The sequence below is a fragment of the Pseudomonas sp. TMB3-21 genome, assembly GCF_054898145.1.
This window is the reverse complement of the sequence record NZ_CM142718.1, coordinates 4,353,166-4,378,171: the sequence shown is the minus strand read 5'-3', so window position 1 is coordinate 4,378,171 and position 25,006 is coordinate 4,353,166. Positions and strand designations below refer to the sequence as shown.

23 protein-coding genes are annotated in these 25,006 nt (G+C 59.8%); 19 read left to right on the top strand and 4 right to left on the bottom strand.

Annotated elements, in window-relative coordinates; all coding sequences use genetic code 11:
• The first annotated feature begins 48 nt into the window (after positions 1-48).
• Genes ACYZTS_RS19930 through ACYZTS_RS19920 form a run of 3 tightly spaced genes read left to right on the top strand, consistent with a single transcriptional unit; the run spans position 49 to position 3,719 of the window.
• On the top strand, positions 49-1,590 hold the full coding sequence (locus ACYZTS_RS19930; protein ID WP_461991494.1) for an efflux transporter outer membrane subunit: 1,542 nt from the start codon (positions 49-51) through the stop codon (positions 1,588-1,590).
• The gene (locus tag ACYZTS_RS19925; protein ID WP_461991492.1) at positions 1,583-2,701 is read left to right on the top strand and encodes an HlyD family secretion protein; all 1,119 of its coding nucleotides are present in this window, start codon (positions 1,583-1,585) and stop codon (positions 2,699-2,701) included. The genes ACYZTS_RS19930 and ACYZTS_RS19925 overlap by 8 nt, the downstream gene beginning before the upstream one ends.
• Positions 2,691-3,719 carry a DUF2955 domain-containing protein gene (locus tag ACYZTS_RS19920; RefSeq protein WP_461991490.1) on the top strand — a complete coding sequence of 343 codons (1,029 nt, stop codon included), beginning with the start codon at positions 2,691-2,693 and terminating at the stop codon, positions 3,717-3,719. Before ACYZTS_RS19925 ends, ACYZTS_RS19920 begins: the two co-directional genes overlap by 11 nt.
• Here the strand turns inward: ACYZTS_RS19920 and ACYZTS_RS19915 are convergent.
• Together ACYZTS_RS19915 and ACYZTS_RS19910 are read right to left on the bottom strand one after the other, a co-directional pair.
• Positions 3,704-4,153, bottom strand: coding sequence for a hypothetical protein (locus tag ACYZTS_RS19915; protein ID WP_461991488.1), 450 nt, complete (start codon positions 4,151-4,153; stop codon positions 3,704-3,706). The two genes, ACYZTS_RS19920 and ACYZTS_RS19915, sit on opposite strands and share 16 nt — an antisense overlap.
• A 305-nt stretch (positions 4,154-4,458) precedes the next feature.
• The gene (locus ACYZTS_RS19910) at positions 4,459-5,367 is read right to left on the bottom strand and encodes a helix-turn-helix domain-containing protein (protein ID WP_461991487.1); all 909 of its coding nucleotides are present in this window, start codon (positions 5,365-5,367) and stop codon (positions 4,459-4,461) included.
• A gap of 161 nt (positions 5,368-5,528) precedes the next feature.
• On the opposite strand from ACYZTS_RS19910, the gene ACYZTS_RS19905 reads away from it, so the two are divergent.
• From ACYZTS_RS19905 to ACYZTS_RS19875, 7 genes are all read left to right on the top strand, one after another.
• Positions 5,529-6,887: a glutamine synthetase family protein gene (locus ACYZTS_RS19905; RefSeq protein ID WP_461991485.1), complete on the top strand. Its 1,359-nt coding sequence runs from the start codon at positions 5,529-5,531 to the stop codon at positions 6,885-6,887.
• A 165-nt stretch (positions 6,888-7,052) separates the two neighbouring features.
• The gene (locus tag ACYZTS_RS19900; RefSeq protein ID WP_461991483.1) at positions 7,053-8,141 is read left to right on the top strand and encodes a polyamine ABC transporter substrate-binding protein; all 1,089 of its coding nucleotides are present in this window, start codon (positions 7,053-7,055) and stop codon (positions 8,139-8,141) included.
• Positions 8,138-9,430, top strand: coding sequence for an NAD(P)/FAD-dependent oxidoreductase (locus ACYZTS_RS19895; protein ID WP_461991481.1), 1,293 nt, complete (start codon positions 8,138-8,140; stop codon positions 9,428-9,430). Before ACYZTS_RS19900 ends, ACYZTS_RS19895 begins: the two co-directional genes overlap by 4 nt.
• Positions 9,431-9,686: 256 nt before the next feature.
• Entirely contained in the window at positions 9,687-10,283 is a 597-nt protein-coding gene (locus ACYZTS_RS19890) for a paraquat-inducible protein A (RefSeq protein WP_028621063.1), read from the top strand.
• Complete coding sequence (locus ACYZTS_RS19885; RefSeq protein ID WP_461991479.1) at positions 10,280-10,942, top strand: paraquat-inducible protein A; 663 nt, start codon at positions 10,280-10,282, stop codon at positions 10,940-10,942. The genes ACYZTS_RS19890 and ACYZTS_RS19885 overlap by 4 nt, the downstream gene beginning before the upstream one ends.
• Positions 10,923-12,578: a PqiB family protein gene (locus ACYZTS_RS19880; protein ID WP_461991477.1), complete on the top strand. Its 1,656-nt coding sequence runs from the start codon at positions 10,923-10,925 to the stop codon at positions 12,576-12,578. Before ACYZTS_RS19885 ends, ACYZTS_RS19880 begins: the two co-directional genes overlap by 20 nt.
• A 16-nt stretch (positions 12,579-12,594) precedes the next feature.
• Positions 12,595-13,140: a PqiC family protein gene (locus ACYZTS_RS19875; RefSeq protein WP_461991475.1), complete on the top strand. Its 546-nt coding sequence runs from the start codon at positions 12,595-12,597 to the stop codon at positions 13,138-13,140.
• Positions 13,141-13,284: 144 nt separating this feature from the next.
• On the opposite strand, the gene ACYZTS_RS19870 is transcribed toward ACYZTS_RS19875, so the two are convergent.
• Positions 13,285-14,175, bottom strand: a complete 891-nt coding sequence (locus ACYZTS_RS19870; RefSeq protein WP_461991474.1) for a site-specific integrase — start codon at positions 14,173-14,175, stop codon at positions 13,285-13,287.
• A 245-nt stretch (positions 14,176-14,420) separates the two neighbouring features.
• On the bottom strand, positions 14,421-15,386 hold the full coding sequence (locus tag ACYZTS_RS19865; protein WP_461991472.1) for a LysR family transcriptional regulator: 966 nt from the start codon (positions 15,384-15,386) through the stop codon (positions 14,421-14,423).
• Between the two features lie 295 nt (positions 15,387-15,681).
• Between ACYZTS_RS19865 and argH the strand changes: the two genes are divergently transcribed.
• The 9 genes from argH (at position 15,682) to ACYZTS_RS19820 (ending at position 25,005) form a co-directional block, all read left to right on the top strand.
• Positions 15,682-17,109 carry an argininosuccinate lyase gene (argH, locus tag ACYZTS_RS19860; RefSeq protein ID WP_461991471.1) on the top strand — a complete coding sequence of 476 codons (1,428 nt, stop codon included), beginning with the start codon at positions 15,682-15,684 and terminating at the stop codon, positions 17,107-17,109.
• Between the two features lie 148 nt (positions 17,110-17,257).
• Positions 17,258-18,136 (top strand): amino acid ABC transporter permease, encoded by an 879-nt coding sequence (locus ACYZTS_RS19855; RefSeq protein ID WP_028621070.1) that lies wholly within the window; start codon positions 17,258-17,260, stop codon positions 18,134-18,136.
• A 10-nt stretch (positions 18,137-18,146) separates the two neighbouring features.
• Positions 18,147-18,911: an amino acid ABC transporter ATP-binding protein gene (locus ACYZTS_RS19850; RefSeq protein WP_028621071.1), complete on the top strand. Its 765-nt coding sequence runs from the start codon at positions 18,147-18,149 to the stop codon at positions 18,909-18,911.
• 51 nt (positions 18,912-18,962) lie between these two features.
• Entirely contained in the window at positions 18,963-19,787 is an 825-nt protein-coding gene (locus ACYZTS_RS19845) for an ABC transporter substrate-binding protein (protein WP_461991468.1), read from the top strand.
• 146 nt (positions 19,788-19,933) lie between these two features.
• Positions 19,934-20,782, top strand: coding sequence for a polysaccharide deacetylase family protein (locus tag ACYZTS_RS19840; protein ID WP_461991466.1), 849 nt, complete (start codon positions 19,934-19,936; stop codon positions 20,780-20,782).
• Positions 20,775-21,662, top strand: a complete 888-nt coding sequence (locus tag ACYZTS_RS19835; RefSeq protein ID WP_461991464.1) for a polysaccharide deacetylase family protein — start codon at positions 20,775-20,777, stop codon at positions 21,660-21,662. Before ACYZTS_RS19840 ends, ACYZTS_RS19835 begins: the two co-directional genes overlap by 8 nt.
• Before the next feature lie 60 nt (positions 21,663-21,722).
• The gene (locus ACYZTS_RS19830) at positions 21,723-22,901 is read left to right on the top strand and encodes an MFS transporter (RefSeq protein WP_461996487.1); all 1,179 of its coding nucleotides are present in this window, start codon (positions 21,723-21,725) and stop codon (positions 22,899-22,901) included.
• 154 nt (positions 22,902-23,055) lie between these two features.
• Positions 23,056-23,766, top strand: a complete 711-nt coding sequence (locus tag ACYZTS_RS19825; RefSeq protein WP_461991462.1) for an HPP family protein — start codon at positions 23,056-23,058, stop codon at positions 23,764-23,766.
• 132 nt (positions 23,767-23,898) lie between these two features.
• Positions 23,899-25,005 (top strand): enoyl-CoA hydratase/isomerase family protein, encoded by a 1,107-nt coding sequence (locus ACYZTS_RS19820; protein WP_461991460.1) that lies wholly within the window; start codon positions 23,899-23,901, stop codon positions 25,003-25,005.
• The last annotated feature ends 1 nt before the right edge of the window (position 25,006 follow it).

Here is a 25,006-nt window from a genome sequence, read left to right as displayed (position 1 = left end):
GGCGGCCGTCTATGCTCCGGTTAGCTTCTTTGACCGGACTCATACGCAATGCTTTCAGGCGCCACCCTGTCGCTGCACTTTGCCCGACTTTTACTGCTTGGCGTGCTGGGCTTGAGTGGCTGCGTACGTTTGGGCCCCGACTTTGAATCGCCTCGACCGGCATGGCTGGAAAACTGGAACAGCGCTGCGCTCGCGCAGTCCACGCACCGTAGCCAGACCCCTGATCTGCGCCAATGGTGGCAAGTATTCGCCGACCCGCAACTCGACCGTCTGATTGCCGCCGCCGACGCGTACAACTCCGACCTGAAGATCGCCGGTTTGCGCGTCATGGAAGCCCGCGCCCGCCTCGGCATCGCGCAAGCCGGACGCTTTCCGCAGTTGCAGCAAGCCAGTGCCGACAGCCTCTACTTCAACCGTCGGCAATCGGGCGGGATCAATCCGCAGGACACGCATTTCTGGCAATACAGTGCCGGCTTCGATGTCGGCTGGGAGCTGGATTTCTGGGGCCGCTTCAGCCGCGCCATTGAATCTTCGGACGCCAGCTATTTTGCCGCACAGGCCAATTACGAGGACGTGCTAGTGCTCCTGCGCGCCCAGGTCGCCGACACCTATTTTGCATTGCGCACCACCGAGGCGCGTCTGCAGGTGGCGAGAGAAAACGCCAAACAGCAAAAGCGCAACTTCGAGATCACCGAGAAACTCTTCAACAGCGGCCAGAGTGCCGAACTCGATCTGCAACAGGCCCGCACCCAATACCTGGGCACCTTGAGCACCCTCCCCGACTTTGAAGATCAGTTGCTGCGTACGCGCAATGCCCTGGGCATATTGATCGGCCAGCCGCCCGGAGGTTTGCCGCCGCTGACCGAGCATCAAGGGCTGATTCCGCTGGTGGACCGCGCGGTGCTGCAGGATGTGCCGGCAGACCTGTTGCAGCGGCGTCCGGATGTGCGCGCCGCCGAGCTGAATGTCGCCGCGCAATCTGCGTTGATCGGTGTGGCGGTAACCGACTTCTATCCTTCGTTGACCTTGCTGGGCAGCATCGTCTGGTCGGCCGATACGCTCGATGGCACCTCCAGAAGTCTGGACCTGCTCGGCGGCCCCAGCCTGCGCTGGAACCTGTTCGACTATGGCCAGATCAGCAACAACGTGCGCGTGCAGGACGCGCGCTTGCAGCAACTGATCGAAGCCTACCGCGACAAGGTCAGGCAGGCCGCGCGCGAAGCCGATGATGCCGCCAGTGGCCTGATCAAATCCCTGGAGCGCGAGCGAATCCTGCGCGAGGCCGAAGTCGCCGCCAAGCGCTCTCTGGTGCTGGCCAGCGCACAGTACCGCGAAGGGTATTCGGATTTTCAGCGCGTGCTCGACGCACAGCGCGCCCTGCTCGAGCAACAAGACAATTACCTGGTCAGCCGCAGCAATGCCGTGAGCAATCTGATTGCCCTGTACAAAGCGCTGGGCGGCGGCTGGTACACCGCGCAAGGCAAAATCGACCCAGCCACGCGCCAGCAGATGCAGCAACGAACGGACTGGGGCGACTTTCTCGATGAGCCCACCTCCGTCCAACCGAACAAGGTGAATGACCATGAGTGAAGTTGCGCAGCCTGACGTCCCGACGCCACCCACCGATCCGGCGAAAAAAGGCCTCAAATGGGTGTTGCTGCTGATCGTCCTAAGCCTCGCGTGGTACTTGTTGGCCGATCGGATTACGCCATATACGCAACAGGCCCGCGTCGGCGCTTTTGTCATCCCGGTGGCGTCGGAAGTCGCCGGTCGGGTCATCCGCGTCAACGTGCGCAACAACCAGACCGTCAATGCCGGTGACGTGCTGTTCGAAGTCGATCCGCTGCCTTATCAGATTGCCGTCGACCGCGCCCGCGCCGACCTTGAATCGACGCGTCGCCAGATCGGCGCCAGCACCGCCGGCATTGCCTCGGCCCAGGCCAACCTGCGTGCGGCACAGGCCAACGAACTGAAAGCGCGTCAGGACAATCAGCGCCTTGAAGGCCTTTACCGCGACGACCCGGGAACGATTTCCGTGCGCCTGCTCGAGGTGTCGCGCGCCAACCGTGAGCAAGCTGTCAGCCAGGTCGCGGCGGCTCGCGCCGAGGTGCAGCGCGCCCGTGAACAGGAAGGCGGCAGCGCGGAAGACAACGCCTTGCTGCGCAGTGCCGCGACGGCGTTGTCGAAGGCCGAACTGGATCAGGCCAACACGCAGATTCGCGCGCGCTCGGCAGGCCTGATCACCGACTTGCGCACCGATGCCGGACAATTCGCGGCGGCGGGCAGCCCGGTGATGACCCTGATCGCCATTCATGACGTGTGGATCAGCGCCGACATGACCGAGAACAATCTCGCGCGAGTGCGGCTCGACACGCCGGTGGCGATTGTCCTCGATGCGCTGCCGGGCGAAGTGTTCGAGGGCCGCGTGCGCAGTGTCGGTTATGGCGTCAGCGTCGGTCAGACCCCGGCACCCGGGACATTGCCGGCTGTGCAAAACAGCCGCGACTGGCTGCGGCCGGCGCAGCGTTTTCCGGTGATCATCGAGTTCTCCGAGGCTTCGCGAAACACACTGCGTGACAGTGGCGCGATCCGTGCGGGCGGCCAGGCTGAAGTCATGGCATTCCCCAGCGAAGGTAATCTGCTCAACCCGCTCGGACGGTTTTTTCTGTGGCTGATGAGCTGGCTGTCGTATGCGTACTGAACGCACGCCTCGGGCTCAGCGCGCGTTGCGCCTGGCCAGCGGCACCGCGTTGTGCCTGGCCACCAGCTTCGGTCTGGATTTGCCGCTTCCCTTTGTGTCGCCCGTGCTGGCCGTGCTGTTGCTGGCGACGCTCAATCGTCCGTTGCCACTGAAAGCCGCGTTGATATTGGCGTTGGCGGCAATGCTCACCACCGGTGTCGGGCTGCTGCTGGTTCCGGTTCTCAAGTACTACCCGCTGACGGGCGTGCTGTTGGTCGCTGCGTGTTTGTTTCTGGCATTTCGGTTTGGGCTGCGGGGCGGCAATAACCTGATCGTGACATTTCTGGTCATCGGCCTGACGATGATTTCATCGGCCGGCGTCGCTGATTCCGGTTTGGCGGCGATGGTGATCGGCGCGCTGGTCAAGGGATTGCTGCTCGCGGTTTTGGCGGTGGCGGTGAGTCACTGGCTTTTCCCGGAGCCGGCCAACGCGCCACCGTCGCCCGTCGCACCTCTGCTGCCCGCAGCAGAGGTCGGTCGGGTGGCCCTGCGTGCAACCCTGATTGTTTTACCGACGTTCCTGTTGGTACTGATCGATCCGGCGAGCTATCTGCCGATCGTCCTCAAAGCTGTCAGCCTGGGCCAGCAGAGCTCCACCACGAATACGCGGCATGCCGCCCGCGAACTGGTGGGTTCGACGCTGCTGGGTGGCGCGCTGGCCGTGCTGTTCTGGTGCGCGCTTAGCCTGTTCGTGCATCTCTGGATGTTTTTCCTGTGGATGCTGCTGTTCGGTTTGTGGCTCGCGCGCAAACTCTATGGATTGAGCGCCACGCAATTTAGCCCGGGTTTCTGGCTCAATACATTCATTACCCTGATCATCCTGCTCGGTCAGTCGGTTCAGGATAGCCTGGCGGGCAAAGACGTCTACACGGCGTTTGTGGTGCGCATGGGATTGTTCATCGGCGTGACGCTGTATGCCTGCCTGATGATGCATCTGCTGGATTTGCGTAAACCGTCGGCCGCTCAGGGTGTAATCTGATAACCCTTGCCCTGCAGGCAGCTTGTATAGGCCGTTGCACTGGTTGAAGCTGCGGTTTTCCGATCTGCCCGGCGCTCCTGGCGCTGGCGCGAACCGCCGACCACCGCGCCGGCCACCGCCGTTTCTTTGGCACGGTTTTGCCGGTAATCCTGTTTCACATCATCATCCACGCGATCATAAAATTCGTCGTGCTGCCGCCCCCGCACCTGAGCGCCCGCCGCACCGGCAGCCGCGCCCACAGCCGCTCCGCGCAAACGTCCGCCGCTGGCCGTGGGCGGTGCGGCCTGACTGGACGCCACGCTGTTGCAGTCGTTGATGTCGAGCTGGATTTGTTGCGAGCTCTGCCCCTTCAACGGCACCACCGTTTCGGCCTGAGCCGAGGTGGCGGCAACCGATAGCACGGCGCACAACGCAAGTGGAGACAACCTGTTCATGATGACCTCCGAGCGGATTCAGCCATCAGAAAAGTGTAGATCACCCCCGCTCGCCTCGTATCTCATATGACTGACGGCGGCTTCAGCACGGCAGTGTCTGAGTCTGATCTGTAGCAGCTGGCGAAGCCTGCGTCCGCTTCGGCCGAGATGGGACTCGGTAATCGCAGAGTCCGGCGACGGGGTGGATCAGGAAAATGTTGCATTCCGATTTTACGACTGCTTCGCAGCCGGACGCAGGCTGCGCCAGCTGCTACAGGGGTTGGCGTTGGTTCGTCAGGGTTCGCCGGGTTACAGGGATCGGCAGATCAATGTTGCCGGGGGCGCTTCAGCGTCTCACTCGGCAGTTCGTTGAACAGCGCGCGGTAGCTGCTGGAAAATCGGCCCAGGTGCCAGAACGACCACTGCATCGCCACTTCGGCCACCGTGGTTTCCATGGGCGAGCTTTTCAGCAGTTCACGGTGCGCACTGTTGAGGCGACGCAGGCGCAGCCAGTGAGTAGGCGTCATCCCGGTGTACGCCTTGAACGCATGTTGCAATTGGCGCAGCGAAACGCCGGCGACGTGTGCCAGTTCGACCAGGTTGAGGGTTTCTTCCGGTGAATCCGCGGCCCATTCACCGATGCGTTTCATTACCGCGCGCTCTTCACTTCGACGTTGCAAACCACCGCGATCAAGGCACACGCAGGCGTTGTCGAGAATGTACAGACAGTCTTCGAGCAATTGCTGGGTCAGCGCTTCCCTGCTCGGTGGATCGAACGTTTGCGTCAGGCGCGTCAGCGTGCCGCTGAGCCATCGACTGAACAGCGCGTTCTGCCCCGAATTCAGCGGCGCCATGAACAGCCCTTCCAGGCGGGCGACATTCAACCCGTGGCGCTGAACAAACTGCGGGCCGAACACCACGGCGATTTCCTGATAGTTCTCCGGCGTGATCCAAATGTTGCGGCTTTCTTCATTCAGCACGTACAGGGCGTTGTCGCTGCGATCGAAACAGAACGCCAGGGAACCCTCGGGCGCGCTGAAGTTCTGCTCGACGCGGGTGTTCATGTGTTCCTCGTAAATCTCTACCCCTTGCAGGTCGAGATAACGCACGCGCCCGGCGAAATGCCCAGGTGACATCTGCTGATATTGCTGGACCCAGCCGGGTGTAGCACGGATTTGTTCGGCGACATCGGCGGTGTTGAACGCTTGGACCTGGAGCGGATTGAACGTTGTCATGGGTGACCTTACGCACTCGTTTGGTGCGTTTTGGTGCTGCTGAAAGTGGATAGATGGAACGTCAAGGCTCGCCCAAGATAGTCGCCAACGCGTCCCAGGGGAAGTATGTGGCGGATGAAACCACCCTCTCCGGCGTTAATAAAACCAATAACGAGGTCTTTATGAATGTCCCTTTCGATCAGCTGTCCACTTGGCTGAAAGATCACAAGATTACCGAAGTCGAGTGTGTCGTCAGCGACCTGACCGGCATTGCACGCGGCAAGATTGCACCCACCAACAAGTTCCTGCATGAGCGAGGCATGCGCCTGCCGGAAAGTGTGCTTCTGCAAACGGTAACCGGGGACTTTGTCGACGACGACATCTACTACGACCTGCTCGACCCGGCCGACATCGACATGATCTGCAAACCGGTGTCGGATGCGGTCTACGTGATTCCATGGGCGATCGAGCCGACCGCCATTGTCATTCACGACACCTTCGACAAATTCGGCAACCCGATCGAACTGTCGCCGCGCAACGTGCTGAAAAAAGTGCTGCAGCTGTACACCGACAAAGGCTGGCGGCCGATCGTCGCGCCGGAAATGGAGTTTTACCTGACCCAGCGTTGCGAAGACCCGGACTTGCCGTTGAAAGCGCCGTTGGGTCGTTCCGGTCGTGCGGAAAGTGGCCGGCAGTCTTTTTCCATTGATGCCGCCAATGAATTCGACCCGCTGTTCGAAGACGTCTACGACTGGTGCGAACTGCAAGGCCTGGACCTCGACACGCTGATCCATGAAGACGGCCCGGCGCAGATGGAAATCAACTTCCGCCACGGCGACGCGCTGGACCTGGCGGACCAGATAACCGTGTTCAAACGCACCCTGCGCGAGGCTGCGCTCAAGCACAACGTCGCGGCGACCTTCATGGCCAAGCCGATTGGCGACGAGCCGGGCAGCGCCATGCACATTCACCAGAGTGTGGTCGACATCGCGACGGGCCAGCCGATTTTCGCCAACGCCGACGGCAGCATGAGCGAACTGTTCCTGCAGCACATTGGCGGTTTGCAGAAATACATCCCGAAAGTGCTGCCGATGTTTGCGCCCAACGTCAACTCCTTCCGCCGCTTCCTGCCGGACACCTCGGCACCGGTGAACGTGGAATGGGGCGAAGAGAACCGTACTGTGGGCCTGCGAGTACCGACATCCACCCCTGACTCGATGCGTGTGGAGAACCGCTTGCCCGGCGCCGATGCCAACCCTTACCTGGCGATTGCCGCGAGTTTGTTGTGCGGCTATCTGGGCATGGTCGAGCGCGTGCAGCCGAGTGCTGCGGTACAGGGTCGGGCTTATGAACGGCGCAATTTGCGTCTGCCGATCACCATCGAAGATGCGCTGACGCAAATGGAAGAATGTGACACCGTCAGCCGTTACCTGGGCGACAAGTTTGTTCGCGGGTATGTCGCGGTGAAGCGTGCAGAGCATGAAAACTTCAAACGCGTGATCAGCTCGTGGGAACGCGAGTTTTTGATGATGAGTGTTTGAATACCAATCTCACCTAAGACCACCAACCCTCGTAGGAGCCGGCTTGCTGGCGATGGCGGCGTGTCATCCACATTGATGATGTCTGACACTGCGCCATCGCCAGCAAGCCGGCTCCTACAGAGGTCCGCAAGGCCCAGAAATCCTACAACTATAAGAGGTGTCGATATGCGTCTACTGAAAACCCTGGCTCCGCTCGCCCTGGCCATGTTCGTCAGCGCCAGTGCGCAAGCCGAGCAAAGCGTCAGCGTCTACAACTGGACTGATTACATCGGCGAAACCACCCTCGCCGACTTTCAGAGCAAAACCGGCATCAAGGTGATCTACGACGTCTTCGATTCCAACGAAACCCTGGAAGGCAAGCTGCTCGCTGGTCGCACCGGTTATGACGTGGTGGTGCCGTCCAACCACTTCCTCGCTCGTCAGGTGAAGGCCGGCGCTTTTCTGAAACTGGACCGCGAGCAATTACCCAACTTCAAAAACCTCGACCCGAAACTGCTCGCGTTGCTGGAGCGCAACGACCCGGGCAACGCGCATTCGGTGCCGTACCTGTGGGGCACCAACGGCATCGGTTATAACGTCGACAAGGTCAAGCAAGTGCTGGGCATTGATCACATCGACTCATGGGCGGTGTTCTTCGAGCCGGAAAATCTGAAAAAGCTCAGCCAGTGCGGCGTGTCGATGATGGACTCGGCGGATGAAGTATTCCCCGCGGTGCTCAACTACATGGGCATGGACCCGCGCAGTGAAAAACCCGAGGACTATAAAAAGGCTGAAGCCAAGCTACTGAGCATTCGTCCGTACATCACCTACTTCCATTCCTCCAAGTACGTTTCGGACCTGGCCAACGGCGATATCTGCGTGGCGTTCGGTTATTCGGGCGACGTGTTCCAGGCGGCGAATCGCGCCAAGGAAGCCAAGAATGGCGTGAACATCGCCTATACCATCCCCAAGGAAGGCAGCAACTTGTGGTTTGACTTGTTGGCGATTCCGGCCGACGCAAGCAACCCGAAAGAAGCCCACGCGTTCATCAACTACCTGCTTGATCCGAAAGTGATCGCCCAGGTCAGCGCTTCGGTGGGTTACGCCAACCCGAACCCGGCTTCACAGGCCTTCATGGACGCCGAGCTGGTCAACAATCCTGAGGTGTATCCACCGCAGGCTGTTCTCGACAAACTGTACATTTCGAGCACCCCGCCCCAGACAATCATGCGTCTGATGACCCGTTCCTGGAGCAAAGTGAAGTCCAACAAATGAACAACGAACACGCTCATTCCTATTACGCGGCGACTGCCAACAGCCAGACGCCCTATCCGGCGCTGGCCGAGGACAAAGTTGCCGATGTCTGCGTAATCGGCGGCGGTTTCACCGGGGTCAACACGGCGATCGAACTGGCACAACACGGGCTTTCGGTAATTTTGCTGGAGGGTCGCCGAATCGGCTGGGGCGCCAGCGGGCGCAACGGTGGTCAGTTGATTCGCGGCGTTGGCCATGACGTCAGCGGTTTCGCCAAATATGTCGGCGACGAAGGCGTGCGCTACCTCGAAAGGGCCGGCACTGAGTCGGTCGAGTTGGTAGGCCAGCGCATTCGTGAACACAACATTGACTGCGACCTGCGCTGGGGCTTCTGCGAACTGGCCAACACCAAAGCGCAGTTCGAGTCGTTCAAGGCTGAGCAGCAGAGCCTCATTGAATCGGGTTATGCCCATGAGATCCGCCTCGTCGCGCGGGAGCAAATCCGCCAACAGGTGGTGAACTCGGGGGTGTATGCCGGCGGATTGGTGGATATGGGTTCGGGGCATTTGCACCCGCTCAACCTGGTGCTGGGTGAGGCGCGCGTGGCGCAGTCAGTGGGCGTGCAGATTTTCGAGCAGAGCCCGGTGCTGGAATTGATCCATGGCAGCACCGTTCAGGTGCGCTGTACCGGTGGCACGGTGCGCGCCGGCAGCATCGTGCTGGCGTGCAATGCGCATCTGGAAGAACTCGAACCGAAACTCAGCGGCAAGGTGCTGCCGGCCGGCAGCTACATCATTGCCACCGAGCCGCTGACGGCCGAAGCTGCGGCGCAATTGATTCCGCAGAATCTGGCCCTGTGCGATCAGAAAGTCGGCCTGGATTATTACCGCCTCTCGGCAGACCGCCGCCTGTTGTTCGGCGGCGCTTGCCACTATTCCGGGCGGGACCCGGCGGACATCAGCGCCTATATGCGCCCGCACATGCTCAAGGTCTTCCCGCAACTGGCCAATGTGCGCATTGATTATCAGTGGGGTGGAATGATCGGCATCACCGCCAACCGCTTCCCGCAGGTTGGCCGTTTGAGTCAGCACCCGAACGTGTTCTACGCCCAGGGCTACTCCGGGCACGGGCTGAACGTGACCCACTGGTGCGCGAAACTGTTGGGCGAAGCGATACATGCCGGGCACAGCAAAGGTTTCGATGTCTTCAGCGCCGTGCCCCACATGACCTTCCCCGGCGGCCCGATGCTACGCTCGCCATTGCTGGCGCTCGGAATGTTCTGGTATCGCCTGCGCGAGATGCTGGGCTGACGGGAACCCCACGAGCGAAGCCACCCTGTGGGAGCGTGCACTCCTTTGTATCCGCCGATCATCCCCTGTAGGAGTGAGCCTGCTCGCGAAGAGGCCGTAGCACTCGACGAAGATGTTGAATCACGTCCAGGCTCGCTTGTATGTTTAGATTTGAGGGTGGGGCTTGCAGTTGTTTGTACTTTTCGATTGGCTCTATCGTGAACCGCTTCTATATTGTGGGGGTGCTCCGAATTTTCTGTCTCCTGGCGAGCGGCCTATGGCTACGACTGACCAATTGATTATCTGCGAGCACTGCGACTGCGTGTACGAGAAGGTAACACTCGGCAAACATCAGAAAACCCTGTGCATCCGTTGCGGCGGCGTGCTTCAACGCTATAACGGCCTGACCGTGGAACAGCGCCTGGCGCTGGCCTACACGGCGGCTGTGCTGTGGGCGTTTGCCAACTTTTACCCGGTCATGAGCATCAGCCTAAAAGGCCTGAAAAACAGCGCGACCCTCTGGGATTCGGTACTGGCACTGAGCCACGGCCCCATTACGTTCATCGCCATGGTGGCCGCGATTGCAATGATCGTCGCACCGATTATCCAGGTCATGCTGTTGATCTGGGTGTTGAGCTATGCACTTGCCGGTCAGCGCGCCCCCGGTTTCAGATTTTGCATGCGCTGGCTGGAAACCCTGAGGCCGTGGAGCATGCTCGAAGTGTGCCTGCTCGGCGCTATGGTCGCGGTGTTCAAACTGGCCGGCATGCTTGATGTACTGCCCGGCATCGGCCTGTTCGCTCTTGCGGTCCTCAGCCTGATGATGATCCGCATCGCCGGTCGCGATATCCGTGAACTGTGGGACATCCTGTGAACCAGCCGCCAATTGCCAGTGACCTTGACCTCTGCCTGTGTCACAGCTGCGGGCTCGCCTGTGACGTAAGCCTTGACCCGCATGAGTGCGAACGCTGCGGTGCGCCCCTGCATCAGCGCAAGGCCAATTCGATGACGCGGACCTGGGCCTACCTAATCGCCTCGCTGGTGTTCTACATCCCGGCCAATGTACTGCCGGTGATGAACACCACGATGCTCGGCTCGGGTGCCGACAGTACGATCATGGGCGGCGTGCTGGAGTTCTGGCAGCACGGGGCGTGGGACATCGCCCTGATCATTTTCATTGCCAGTATCGCGGTCCCGGGCATCAAGTTCGGCGCGCTGACGATGCTGCTGGTTACCGTGCAGCGCAACAGCTTGTGGGCGCGCAAAGAGCGCTCGAAACTCTTCCGCTTCGTCGAGCTGATCGGCTACTGGTCGATGCTCGACGTCATCGTGGTGGCGTTGGTGGCAGCGCTGGTGAAGTTCCAGGCGCTGGGTGACATCGAGCCGCGCCTCGGCATTCTGTTTTTCGGCCTGGTGGTGGTGTTCACCATGCTCGCGGCGATGAGTTTCGACCCACGCCTGATCTGGGATAACGACAAATCGCGGGACAACCCGCCAAACGAGGAGGTCATGGATGAAGTCGCAAGTCACTGATGGGTCGCAGAGCCCCGGTCAGGCCCCCATCAAGACCCGTCGTTTCAGCGTGTCGCTGGTGTGGATCGTGCCGATTGTTGCGGTGCTTGTCGGGCTTTCACTGGTAGTGCACAGCGTGATGCAGGAAGGTCCGACCATCACGATTACGTTCAAGACCGGCAGTGGCCTGACCGCCAACAAGACCGAAGTGAAATACCGCAACGTGGTGATCGGCCATGTCTCCGAAGTTGAGCTGAGCGATGACCAGAAGAGCGTCAACGCCACAATCAAACTGGACAAGCAGGCAGAAAGCTTCACCCGCGAGGACTCGCAGTTCTGGGTGGTGCGTCCGCGCATCGGTGCCGGTGGTGTTTCAGGCATCGATACGTTGCTGTCCGGCGATTACATCGGCGCCGATATCGGCCAGTCGGAGACGCGCGCAAAAATCTTCACAGGTCTGGAAAATCCGCCGCCCATCACCTACGGCGAACCGGGTAAACGCTTCACCCTGCATACCGAGGACCTTGGCTCGCTGGACATTGGTTCCCCGGTCTATTATCGCAAGATTCCCGTAGGCCAGGTCGTGGCTTATGCGCTGGATGCTGACGGCAAAGGGGTGAATATCGACGTGTTTATTCACTCCCCCAACGATGCGTACGTGACTGAAAACACCCGGTTCTGGAACGCCAGTGGTGTCGATATCGACGTCGGCGCCAATGGCTTCGCAGTAAAGACCGAGTCGCTATCGTCGTTGCTGGTGGGTGGCATTGCCTTTCGTGCGCCGCAATACAGCCCCAATGACACCCCAGCGGTGGAAGACAAAACCTTCGAGCTGTTCGACGACCAGCAGGTCGCCCTCGCCCCGCCCAACGGCAAACCTCAGTACCTGAGCCTGCGCTTCGATCAGGCATTGCGCGGGCTCAAAGTCGATGCGCCGGTGGAGTTTCTGGGCATCGAGTTCGGTCGGGTGGTGTCGGTGAACCTGGACTTCGATCCCAAGAAGCGTACCTTCCCGGTCAATGTCGGCATCGTCATCTACCCGCAGCGTCTGGGGCAGGCGCACGTCAAAATGCTCGAGGTCCTGAAACATGATCCCGATGACGAGGCGGCGGGGATTCGCCTGATCGGCACCTTTATCGAAAACGGTCTGCGAGCTCAGGCGCGCAGCGGCAACCTGCTGACCGGGCAGCTTTACATCGCCCTCGATTTTTACCCGAAAGCGCCGAAGGTCACGTTCGACGCGACTGCCCGTCCGGTCTCTATCCCGACCATACCGGGCAGCCTCGAGCAACTGCAGGAAAAACTCGAAAGCATGGTCAACAAGATCAACAATCTGCCGGTAGAACGCATCGCCAGCAATCTCGACAGCAACCTCGTCGAGCTGCGCAAAGGGCTGACGCAATTCAACTCGAAAACCTTGCCAAGCGTGCAATCGACCCTGGCGGATGTCAGCAAGACGCTGCAATCGGCCCAGTCGACTCTGGCCGAAGACTCACCACAGCGCGAGCAGTTGGGCCAGACCATGGACGAGCTTGGGCGGATGTCGCGCTCTTTGCGTGAACTCTCGGACTACCTGGGGCGGCACCCAGAGTCGCTGATTCGCGGCCGCCCCGACAATGCTGCGCCACTGGACTTGAAGGCGCCGCCACGCAATTGATCACAGGAGCAACACCATGGCTTTATCACTGAAGATCACCTTGGTCACCGCGTGCTTGCTGCTGGCGGCGTGCCGCAGTGACCCGATTCAGTTCCATACGTTAACGCCTGCGCAGCCTATGGCTGCTCGGGGCAACGCCGGGGAGATCCAGATCGAAGGGCTGAGCGTACCGCCCCAGGTCGACCGCCCACAGATTGTCATTCGCCAGGGCAACAGCAGCCTGGCGATTCTGGAAACCGAATGGTGGGCGGCGAGTCTGGTGGATGAGTTGCGCAGCGCGTTGGTGGATCAACTGGGCAGTGGCGCTCAGCGCAAGGTGTCAGTGCGCCTGGATGTGCAACGCTTTGACTCGATTCCCGGGCAATACGGGCTGATTGATGTCAAATGGCGCCTGCGCAACGGCGAAGGCGAGTTGTTGACATGCCGAAGCACGTTGCAGACACCGTCCGGGCCCTCCGTCGATGAACTGGTGGTTGCCCAGCAGACCAACGTTAAACGACTTGCCGCATTGATCAATCGCGCAGCGGGCGGGAATCAGTCAGGGTGCCCGACGGACGCTTAGCGTTATCGTCATACGACCGCTGCGCGCCCGGAAGCAGCCTTCGGCAGCTGCTACAAAACAGCATTCGTCGTAGATTCTGCAGCAGCTGGCGCAGCCCGCGTCCGGGCGCGCAGCGGCCGTCTGCGGTGCATCGGCTCACCCCATTCAAAGATCAAAACGATCCACCGCCCGCCGCCGCTCATTGTCGTCGCGTACATCGTAATTCGCTGTGGTCTGGATGTTGCTGTGATGCGCAAGCTTCTGCGCGATCGACAAGTCGTGCTCTTCGATCACTCGGGTGATAAACGAACGGCGGAAATCGTGAGGCATGATCTTTACACCCACCTGCGCACCACGCTGTCGGGCAATGTAATAGATCGCGTGTTTGGTAATGCGCTCGCGGGTGATGTGGCTGCCACGACGGATGCGATTGAACAGGAATGGATCATCCGCCTCACCTTCCTTAAGCTGCGAGCGGCGCAGTTCCAGCCACGCATCAAGTTTGGCGAACGCCCAGGCCGGGGCGTACTTGATCAGCTCTTTATTGCCTTTGCCAGTGACCCGCAGACTGCGCTCGGTGAAATCGACCTGAGCGAGGTCGAGGTTCACCGATTCTGATTTGCGCATCCCCGACCCGTACAGAATCCCGATGATGGCCGCATCGCGCAGCCCCTGCGGCCGTGGGTCGGCCGCGCATACCGCCATCATTTCCTGGATCAACGAGCGGCGCAGGTTGCGCCCCTGCGACAGTCGCGTGCCGGCAATGGCTTTGACCGAACGCATTTTCAGCAAGTGATCCTGACTGATCAGGCTCATGCGCCACGCTTCATTCATCACCCCGCGCACCGCGTTGACGTACAGCGACGAGGTGTTCGGCGCGTAACCGTCCTCGCGCAACGCCGCAACCAGCGCGATCACATCTTCAGGCTGCAGCTGGTGCCACGGAATGTCCTCGACATTCATGTCTTCGAAACCCAGGCGATCAGCCGCATCCTGCAGCACGTAACGCATGGTCAACTGACTGGACGGCGCCAGCCGCGCCAGGTAGACGGACATCGGGTTGGTTCTGGCGGTATTTGAATCAGCAGCAGGTAAGTCAATCAAAACGAAACAGCCTTGAATGGAAAACAGATCAATGAAAAACTAATAAGGTTAAACGTCCTACGCTTAAACAGAAAATTGCTGTAGGACTTCACGAAAAACTAACGCTCATGTACCGATGACCTGCGCGACGTATAACCACGCAGTTCAATAGCTGACCAACCTGCCCACCCTGGCCGCGAAAGTCAAATCTCCTGCGCCTATACCGGCACTTTCAAATCAACGGCCAAGGCCCGTGCAAATGCCTTGACCAAAGGACTGCGCACCGTGTTGTGACGCAGGATCAGATTGAAAGGGGTGTCGATATGAATCGACTCCGCAAGCACTGCTCGCATCTGCCCTTGGCTGACCAGACTGGCCGCGTAATGCCGGGGTAGAAAACCCACGAAACGTCCGGTCAGGATCAACAAGGCAACCGCTTCAACCTGCGTTGCCGAGGCGGAATAGCCGTCGTACCGGGCGAAGTTCAGCTTGTCGCGATGGATCGCGTAGCGGTGATTGATGCACTCGTATTCCTTGAGCACATCGCTGCTCAGTTCTGCGTCTGAAACGCCAAACAAAGGGTGGCCGGAGGCGCAATAGACTTCCGAGCGTTCCTCATATAAAGCGTAGTAATCGAACTCTTCCCGACGTTGATACACCGGTACTATTCCGGCGACTAAGCGTCCTTCGACTACACCGCGCTCTACTTCATCCAGTTGCGACGCCTGAAGTTGAAACCTTACTTTGGGCGACTGTTCATTCAGCGTTCGCAGCGCAGCAACTAACGGCGAATTCGAATCGGAAATAGTATTATCGATTACGCCAACGCCCAGATCGCCCACAAGTTCATTCTGCGCCGAACTAAGCCGGTCGCGAAAGTTGTCAACCGAGGCAAACAGATCGATACACGCCTGATATACCAGGCTGCCCTCCTCGGTCAGATGAAAGCCTTCCCTGCCCCGCGTGCACAAGCGCATGCCGATGCGGATCTCGAGGTCGGAGATCTGTTTGCTAATGGCCGCCAGTCCCACGTTCAGCTCGTTTTGCGCAGCGCTGAAGCCGCCTGCCTCGACCACGGCCTTGAACACTTTAAGCAGCTTGAAATCCAGACCGCTCAAGGCCAGAGGTGCTCGATGCGACGTTTTCGGCGGCGGGTTTCCGGAATTGGAAAGTGGGGTTTCCATAATGCTTATTTACCTCTGGCGCCCTATTCAACACTCTGTGTCCAACAACAAAAACAGTGCTGGTAAATAATAATGAACACAGAAAACCAGGCTTGGCAACCGCTAATAATCTCCGTACTTGAGTGCCAACTCGCTGATTCCGAACTACTAAAAGCTGACATTCCGATCATCGCTCGCTCTGTCGCAACTGCCCCTTCGAAAACTGCTTGAGCGCCACGCCGCCGAAACTGTTTGGCTCGTGTCAGCGCCCTTGCATTCTGGTTTCAGTTCGTTCTACCGACGAGGAAAAATAACAATGTCTCAGACCACCGACCGTCTCTGGGGTGCCCGCTTCAAAAGCGGCCCGTCCGCCGCCCTGGCAGCCCTGTCGCGTTGCCCCGAACGGTATTTCCGCCTGACGCCTTACGACCTCGCTGGCTCCAGGGCGCATGCCCGTGAACTACAACGTGCCGGCCTGTTGAGCGAACAGGAAACCCTGACCATGCTCGACGCACTGGAGCGCATCGGCGATGACTTCCGGGCCGGCAGCATCGTACCGACGCTGGACGACGAAGACGTCCACACCTTCATCGAGCGCCTGCTGACCGAGCGCCTCGGCCCACTGGGCGGGAAACTGCGCGCCGGGCGTTCGCGCAACGACCAGACCGCCAACGACCTGCGCCTATTCTTGCGTGATCACGTACGCACCCTGACGGTAGAAGTGCTGGCCCTGCAGCAGGCGCTCGTGAGCCAGGCTGAACAACACATCGAGAGCATCTGCCCGGGCTTCACCCACTTGCAGCAGGCACAACCGATCGTCTTCGCTCATCATCTGCTGGCTCACGCGCAATCGATACTGCGCGACGTACAACGCCTGATCGATTGGGATGTGCGCACCTCGTTGTCGCCCCTTGGCGCGGCGGCTATGGCCGGTTCTGCCATTGCTCGGTTACCGCAGCAGTCGGCAAAAGAGTTGGGGTACAGCGGCGTGTGCGAAAACTCGATCGATGCGGTCGCCAGCCGCGATCACGTGGCCGAGTTCCTGTTCATCGCGAGCATGCTGGGGATCAACATTTCCCGCCTCGCGGAAGAATTCTGCTTATGGTCATCGCGACAATTTCGCTGGGTCGCGCTCGACGATGCCTACGCCACGGGCAGCTCGATCATGCCGCAAAAGAAAAACCCTGATATCGCCGAGCTGGCGCGTGGCAAGGCTGGTCGCTTGATTGGCAACCTGACCGGGCTGCTGTCGACGTTGAAATCCCTGCCGCTGTCGTATAACCGCGACCTGAGCGAAGACAAGCACGGCGTACTCGACAGCGTTGACACGCTTTTGCTGGTGTTGCCGGCGATGGCCGGGATGGTCGCGACCATGAAGGTGAACGTCGAAGAACTGCGCCGTCAGGCACCGCTCGGTTTTGCTCTGGCCACCGAAGTCGCTGACTGGCTGGCGGTGCGCGGCGTGCCGTTCAAGGAAGCTCACGAAATCACCGGTGCATTGGTCCAGGCCTGTGAGAAACATGACCTCGAATTGTGGGAAGCATCGCCGGCGTTGTTGGCCGAGATCGATCCGCGCCTGACCGCTGACGTGCGCGACAGCCTTACGCTGGAAGCCGCCATCGCTGCTCGTAGTGGTTGGGGCGGCACCGCGCCGGAGCGGGTCCGCGAGCAGATCGGCCGGTTGAAAACTGCGCTCGCGACACAGCAAGCGTGGACCGAGGACTATCAGGGATTCCGGCTTTAAGGGAGAACACAAAACTTGTGGGAGCGGGCTTGCTCGCGATTGCGGTATCACATTCAACACTCATGTTGCTGATCCGCCCCCATCGCGAGCACGCCCGCTCCCATAGAGATTTTGGTTGATTTGAAAGAACAGTTTACGGAGCACAACAATGAGCCAGACTCAGGCAGAACGACTCCAGGCGGAGCGTAAACTGGCGGAAAACCAGTTTGATATTACCCAGTACGACCACGTGCCCAGGCGCTATTACGGGCGGATTTTTTTCGCCACGGTCATCGTCATTGCGATAGTCGGCCTCGTAAGAGCGTTCGCCGAAGGCAAGATCGAATGGTCTTACATCGGGCAGTTCCTCACCTCCCAGGCGATCATGTGGGGCCTGCTCAATACCATCGTCATGGCGGTGCTGGCGATGGCGCTCGGCATCGTCTTCGGCGTGATCACAGCGATCATGCGCATGTCGGCCAACCCGATCCTGCGCTATGTGGCGATCACCTACACCTGGCTGTTTCGCGGTACGCCGCTGATTCTGCAGCTGCTGCTGTGGTTCAACCTGGCGCTGATCTTTCCCACTATCGGCATCCCCGGCGTGTTCGAGATGGACACGGTCAGCCTGATGACACCGTTCGTGGCCGCCCTGCTCGGTTTGAGCATCAACCAAGGCGCCTACACCGCTGAAGTGGTGCGCGCCGGCCTGCTGTCCGTTGATACCGGACAATACGAAGCGGCCAAGTCGATTGGCATGCCGCGCCTGCAAGCGCTGCGCCGGATCATCCTGCCGCAGGCCATGCGAGTCATCATTCCGCCGGTCGGCAACGAATTCATTGGCATGGTCAAAATGACCTCGCTGGCGAGCGTGATCCAGTACTCGGAGCTGCTCTACAACGCCCAGAATATCTACTACGCCAACGCCCGCGTGATGGAGCTGCTGATCGTCGCCGGCATCTGGTACCTGGCCACCGTCACCGTGCTGTCCTTTGGTCAGAGTCGTCTCGAGCGTCGCTTCGCTCGCGGCGCCGGCAAACGTTCTTGAGGATTTGATCATGAGAAGCATCGTCAAGGCCGTGAGCCTGAACAAATATTACGACCAGTTCCACGCGCTCAAGGACGTCAATATTGAAGTCGAGCAAGGCGAAGTACTGTGCATCATCGGCCCCTCCGGCTCCGGTAAAAGCACCTTGCTGCGCTGCGTGAATCAGCTGGAAAAGATAGACAAGGGCGGCCTCTGGGTCGACGGCGAACTGGTGGGTTACCGCATCGCCGGCAACAAGCTTCACGAACTCAACGAATCGCAAATCGCCCGGCAGCGTCTGGCCACCGGCATGGTTTTTCAGCGCTTCAATCTGTTCCCGCACATGACCGTATTGCAGAACATCACCGAAGGCCCGTGCCAGGTGCTTAAGCGCGCGCCAAAAGAAGCACTTGAAGAAGCCGTGGAACTGCTCGCCCGAGTCGGCCTAGCGGACAAGCGCAACAGTTACCCGATCGAGTTGTCAGGCGGGCAGCAGCAACGTGTGGCAATTGCCCGGGCGCTGGCCATGCGCCCCAAGCTGATGTTGTTCGATGAGCCCACCTCGGCACTCGACCCGGAACTGGTCGGTGAGGTGCTGTCGGTCATGCGCGATCTGGCGCAATCGGGCATGACCATGATCGTCGTCACCCATGAACTGGGCTTCGCTCGCGAGGTATCCAACCGCATGGTGTTCATGGACGGCGGGCAGATAGTGGAGGCAGGAAGCCCCGAAGAAATACTGCTGAGTCCGCAAAACCCGCGCACCCAAAGCTTCATTTCTGCCGTTCGAACCTAGGCCCGGCTCGACAACCCGAGCCGACCTCATAACTCACATAAGAGAACGACCATGAAGAATTTCGTAATCCCGGCAGTACTTGCAGGCCTGATGGCTTCCAGCTTCACCTACGCCGCCGATTTACCGGCCAGCATCAAGGAAAAAGGCGAGGTCGTCGTCGCGATCATGCCCAATTACCCACCCATGGATTTCAAGGACCCGGCCACCAATACTCTCACCGGTCTTGACTATGACTTGGGCAATGCCCTGGCCGAGCGTCTGGGTGTGAAGATCAAATGGCAGGAGACCGGTTTCGAACAGATGATCAACGCCCTGACCACCGATCGCGTCGACATGGTTCTGTCGGGCATGACTGACACGGCTGAGCGCCAGGCCAGCGTAACGTTTGTGGACTATTTCACCAGCGGCCCGCAGTTTTACACACTGCAGAAAAACAAGGATTTCAACGAGATCATCGACCTGTGCGGCAAGAAAGTCGGCACCAGCCGTCGCACCACTTTCCCGTCGGAAATTGCCGAGTGGAGCAAAGCAAACTGCGAAGCTTCGGGCAAACCTGCGATCAACGTGGTCGGTACCGAAGGCTCGGCCGATGCCCGCGCGCAGCTGCGTCAGAGCCGTATTGATGCCGCGATGCAGGGTAGCGAAACGCTGTCGTACCTGAAGACGCAGGAAAAGGACATGTACAAGACCGTAGGCATGCCGATTTCCAAGCAGTTCACCGGGTTGGGCGTCAGCAAGAAGAAACCCGAGCTGAGTGAAGCGGTGAAAGTGGCGCTGCAGAGCATGGTTGATGACGGCACTTACCTGGCCATTCTGAAGAAGTGGGATCTGCAACTGGGCGCGATCGAGACCGTGACGATAAACGCCGGGAAATAATCAGGCAGCCCACCCCTAACCCCTGTAGAAGCGAGCCTGCTCGCAAGGGTGTGTCAGTTGCCAAAGGTGTAACTGACACTCCATCGCGAGCAGGCTCGCTCCTACAGAGTGGCGGTGTTTACAGATAAATAGTTGGAGCGCCACTGATGTCCTCCTCACCCCAACCCGCCTGGCCCGGCCGGTATACAGCCTGCCTGGCGCTGGCCTTCGACCTCGACGGCCCGACCGGCGACGCCATGCTGGATGGCTCGATCTGGCGCAAGCCCGAGTATTTCGGTTTTGGGGGTTACGGCCCTTACCGTGCCCTCCCGCGCCTGCTTGATCTGCTCCATGCATTCCGCATCCCGACCACCTTTTTCGTTCCGGCGTGGGTGGTGGAAAACTGGCCGAAACAATGCCAGGCGATCGTCGAACGCGGGCATGAAGTGGCCTATCACGGTTACCGGCACGAGTCCTTCTACGCCTTGACGCTGCAACAGCAAAAAGAGGTGATGAGCAAATGCCGCGAGGTGTTCTGGAAACACTTGAACATTCGTGCCGAAGGCTTTCGCACGCCGTCCGGTGACTGGCGAGCGGAAACGCCGGCAATGTTGGTGGAGGCCGGGGTGACTTACTCCAGCAGCATGCGCGGCGATGATCGACCCTACCTGGTCAACGTCGCCGGATTCGACACGCCCTTGGTGGAAATTCCGGGCCGCTGGGAGATGGACGACTACGCCTCCCTCGCCTACACCCGCGCGCCCGACTTCCCCTCCGGCCTGGACCGCACGGCCAGCTATGAACTGACGCTGGATAACTGGTGCCGCGAGTACGACGGTGCGATGAACGAGGGACTGTGCCTGACGACCCTGTTCCATCCCAAGATCATCGGAAAACCGGGGCGCATCTTGCTCCTGGAAAAACTCTTCGAACACATGCGCCAGCGCGACGACGTCTGGTTTGCCACTTGCCGCGATGTCGCGCAATGGTGGCTGAAGGAGCATCACCATGGCTGACCCGAAAACCTGGCCCGACGGCTACCGCTGCGCCGTGGTCCTGACGGTCGACTACAACGACATCCACGGCATTTTGACCCAGGCCCCGGAAGTCGCTGGCCGCGACAAAACCCTGTCGGTATGGCGTTACGGCACGCAGCGCGGGGTGGAGCGGTTGCTGGGACTGTTTGAAGAACTGAACGTCACCAGCAGCTGGTTCATCCCCGGCATTGTCGCCGAGGAAAATCCTGCGCATCTTCGCGCGATTCAAGCGGGCGGGCACGAAATCGCCTGCGCGGGTTATCGCCATCAGAATTACGACCACCTCGACCTGGCCGCGCAGTCCGCCGACATCGCTCGCGGCTGTGAGGCGCTCGAAACACTCACCGGTCAGCGACCCAGCGGTTTTCGCATTCCGGCCGGTAACGGTGCGCCTGGGTTCATTCAGGCGCTTAAGGATCAGGGCATTCGCTGGTCTTCGTCGTGGCGCGGTGATGACTTGCCATTCGCCCATCCCACAGCGCCCGAGGTGATCGAGTTACCGCTGCATTACGAGCTGGAAGACGAGCCTTACTTCGCCTTCAATCTCAGCCCGGCCGTGCCTCCGGCGCAATCTCGCATCGCTTCTTACAGCCACACCCTGAGCAACCTGCAGATGGATTTCGCCGGGTTTCATCGTTTTGGTTTGTGCTACGTGTTGCGCCTGCACCCGGAGATCATCGCCACGCCCGGACGGATTGGAGTGTTGCGCGAATTGCTCGAGGGCATTCAACAGCATGACGATGTGTGGATGGCTACCGGTGCCGACGTCGCGCACTGGTGGGCGGGATCGGCGCCGCCGGTCACCGACGATCATCCAGCGGCCGTGTATGAGCGCCATTATCGTGATTATCTGGCGTGAAGGACTGCTCAAGGTCGATCAGTGCACGCAAACATTCTGAATAAGGACATCCGTCCCACCGTGGCCACTTACTCGCTCGTCATCCGCCGCCTCATGATCTGCTCCCTGACCATTGTGGTCAGCCGCGCGATCACCAGTCCCTTGCTCACGCTGTTCCTGAGTAACAAACTCGGCCTCAACCAGCAGGACGTCGGTTTGCTGCTGGGCATTGCCGTGTTCATCGCAACGCTGCTCGCGCTGTATGGCGGTTACATCATCGACCGCTTGGAAAAGCGCCGGCTGCTGATTCTCGCGATGCTCTCCAGCGCCATTGGCTTTGTATTGCTCACGTTTGCCGACAACCTGTACCTGACCACCCTGACCCTGGTGATCACCGAGACGGCGTCGGCGCTGTTCCTGATCGGTTCCAAAGCGATCCTCAGCGAAAACCTGCCAATAGGCCAACGCGCCAAGGCGTTCTCGCTGCGCTACACGCTGACCAATATCGGCTACGCCACCGGCCCGATGCTCGGCGTAGTGATTGCAGGTGTGTACCCGATTGCGCCCTTTCTGATTGCCGGGGCGATTGCCTTCTTTAGCATATTCCTGATGAGCGGGATTCCCAAAGACGCGGCGCCGACGCCTGCAATCGGCCAGCCGCAGAGCTTTTTGAAAACCCTGATCACCCTGAAAAACGACCGCACGCTGATCATGTTCACTTGCGGCTGCCTGCTCAGCACCGTCGTCCACGGCCGTTTCACCTTGTACCTGTCGCAATACCTGCTGGTGACGCAAGATTCCAAGCGAGCGCTGCAGACCATGGCCGCGTTGCTCGCCTGCAACGCGATCAGCGTGATCCTGCTGCAATACCAGATTGGACGCTTTCTCAAACGTGAACAGTTGCGCTACTGGATCGCGGGCGGCACCAGCCTGTTTATCGTCGGACTGATCGGCTTCAGCCTGGCTGACAGCCTGGTGTCCTGGTGCGTGGCGATGTTTATCTTCACTTTGGGCGAGATGATCATCTACCCCGCCGAATTCCTGTTCGTCGACACCCTCGCGCCCGAAGAATTACGCGGCAGTTACTACGGTGCGCAAAACCTGGCAGCCCTTGGCGGCGCTCTGAGCCCGATGATTTGCGGTTTTCTGCTGATGCATACGCCGGCGCCAACCATGTTTTATGCCCTGAGCGGATTGACGGCGGTGGGAGGATTATTATGTTTCCTCAGCGGCAGGCGTGTGGCGATACTGCAAAATTAATGCACTGAAACTTCATTAATATGAATTTGTCACTGTCTTGAATGACCGGCACACTGTGCCGGTTCCTCCCCCAATAGTTGGGACACCTTTAAAGGGCTTTCTGGGTTACCCAGACAAGCCTTTTTTTTTCTCGAATTTCCGGATCACCTGCCCAATGCTCGCTCGCTGGTTACCCGCCGCCATCAACACCCGCCCGACTGAATGGAGCCGCGCCGCCATCGGCATGTCGCTGGGCACGCTGTTCAGTGTCTGGCTGTGCAGTCAGTTCTTCGGCGTCCAGGTGGCGCAACACTTGATCGGTCCGCTGGGCGCGTCGGCGGTATTGCTGTTTGCCGTGTCCTCGGGCGCCCTCGCCCAGCCTTGGTCGATAGTGGGCGGCTACCTGAGCGCCGGGGTCGTCTCGTTGCTGGTGGCGCACGTACTTGGGCGCACCTTGGGCAGCGCTTGCCTTGCTGCCGGCATGGCGCTGATTCTGATGTGCTGGCTGCGTTGTCTGCACCCGCCCGCCGGCGCCTTGGCATTGCTGCTGGTGCTGGCGGACCCGGCGACCATTGCCATGGACTGGAAGATCCTCGCTCCGGTGATGCTCGCTGCCTTCACCCTGCTATTCAGTGCGCTGGTCTATAACAACCTCACCCGGATTCGCTACCCCAAGCGCGCGGCGGAGTCGGCGGCCGTGGTGCCTGCGGACCATTCGCCCGTTGACAGCCAGGCCATCACTGCCCAGGACTTGAAACTAGCCCTCGCTGACATGGAAGCGTTCATTGACGTGACGCCCGAGGACCTCGAGCAGTTGATTCACGCCACCGAGTTGCAGGCCAAACGCCGCAGCATTGGCGAAGTGCTGTCGCCTCGCGTCGAATAGGTTGCGTAAGGCAAAAATGCAGACTACACCTGCACGTATCCGGGTTGTACTGGGCAAATTTGCGCTGGTACGATCCAGCATCGCTCGCGCGCGAGCTTGTCCATAAAGAACAATAAAAGCAGGGAGTTAGTGATGACTGCTCAGGTTTCTTCTCCGAGGACCCAGTCCATGGATGCCACGCAAAACGAAGTATTGGCCGAGGTTCGCAACCGCATTGGTCACCTGACCCTTAATCGCCCCGCCGGGCTCAATGCAATCACCCTCGACATGGTCCGCCACCTGCAGCGTCAGCTGGATGCCTGGGCGCAGGACCCACAGATTCACGCCGTGGTACTGCGCGGTGCTGGCGATAAAGCGTTCTGCGCCGGCGGTGACATTCGCTCCCTTTACGACAGCTTCAAGAACGGCGACACGCTGCACGAGGATTTCTTTGTCGAGGAATACGCGCTCGACCTCGCCATCCATCACTACCGCAAACCGGTGCTGGCCCTGATGGACGGCTTTGTACTGGGTGGCGGCATGGGCCTGGTGCAAGGGGCGGATTTGCGCGTGGTGACCGACAAGAGCCGGCTGGCCATGCCGGAAGTGGCGATCGGCTATTTCCCGGACGTCGGCGGCAGCTATTTCCTGCCACGCATTCCAGGCGAGCTGGGCATCTATCTGGGTGTCAGCGGCGTGCAGATTCGCGCGGCCGACGCGCTGTATTGCGGGCTGGCCGACTGGTACCTGGAGAGCGCCAGTCTTGGCGCGCTTGACGAACAGCTCGATCAACTTGAATGGCACGATACGCCGCTGAAGGACCTACAGGGCTTGCTGGCGAAACTCGCCGTGCAGCAATTGCCCAATGCGCCACTGAGCACCTTGCGTCCGGTGATCGATCACTTCTTCGCCCTCCCCGACGTGCCGAGTATGGTGGAGCAACTGCGTGAAGTGACGGTTGCCGACAGCCATGAGTGGGCCGTCGCTACCGCTGCCCTGCTGGAAAGCCGCTCGCCGCTGGCCATGGGTGTGACCCTGGAAATGTTGCGACGCGGTCGTCATTTGAGCCTGGAAGCGTGCTTCGCCATGGAGTTGCACCTGGACCGCCAGTGGTTTGAACGCGGTGACCTGATCGAAGGCGTGCGTGCCCTGCTGATCGACAAGGACAAAAATCCGCGCTGGAACCCGCCGACTTTGCAGGCACTGGATGCCGAGCATGTCGCGAGTTTTTTCAGCGGCCTCGAACAGAGTGGGAACTGAG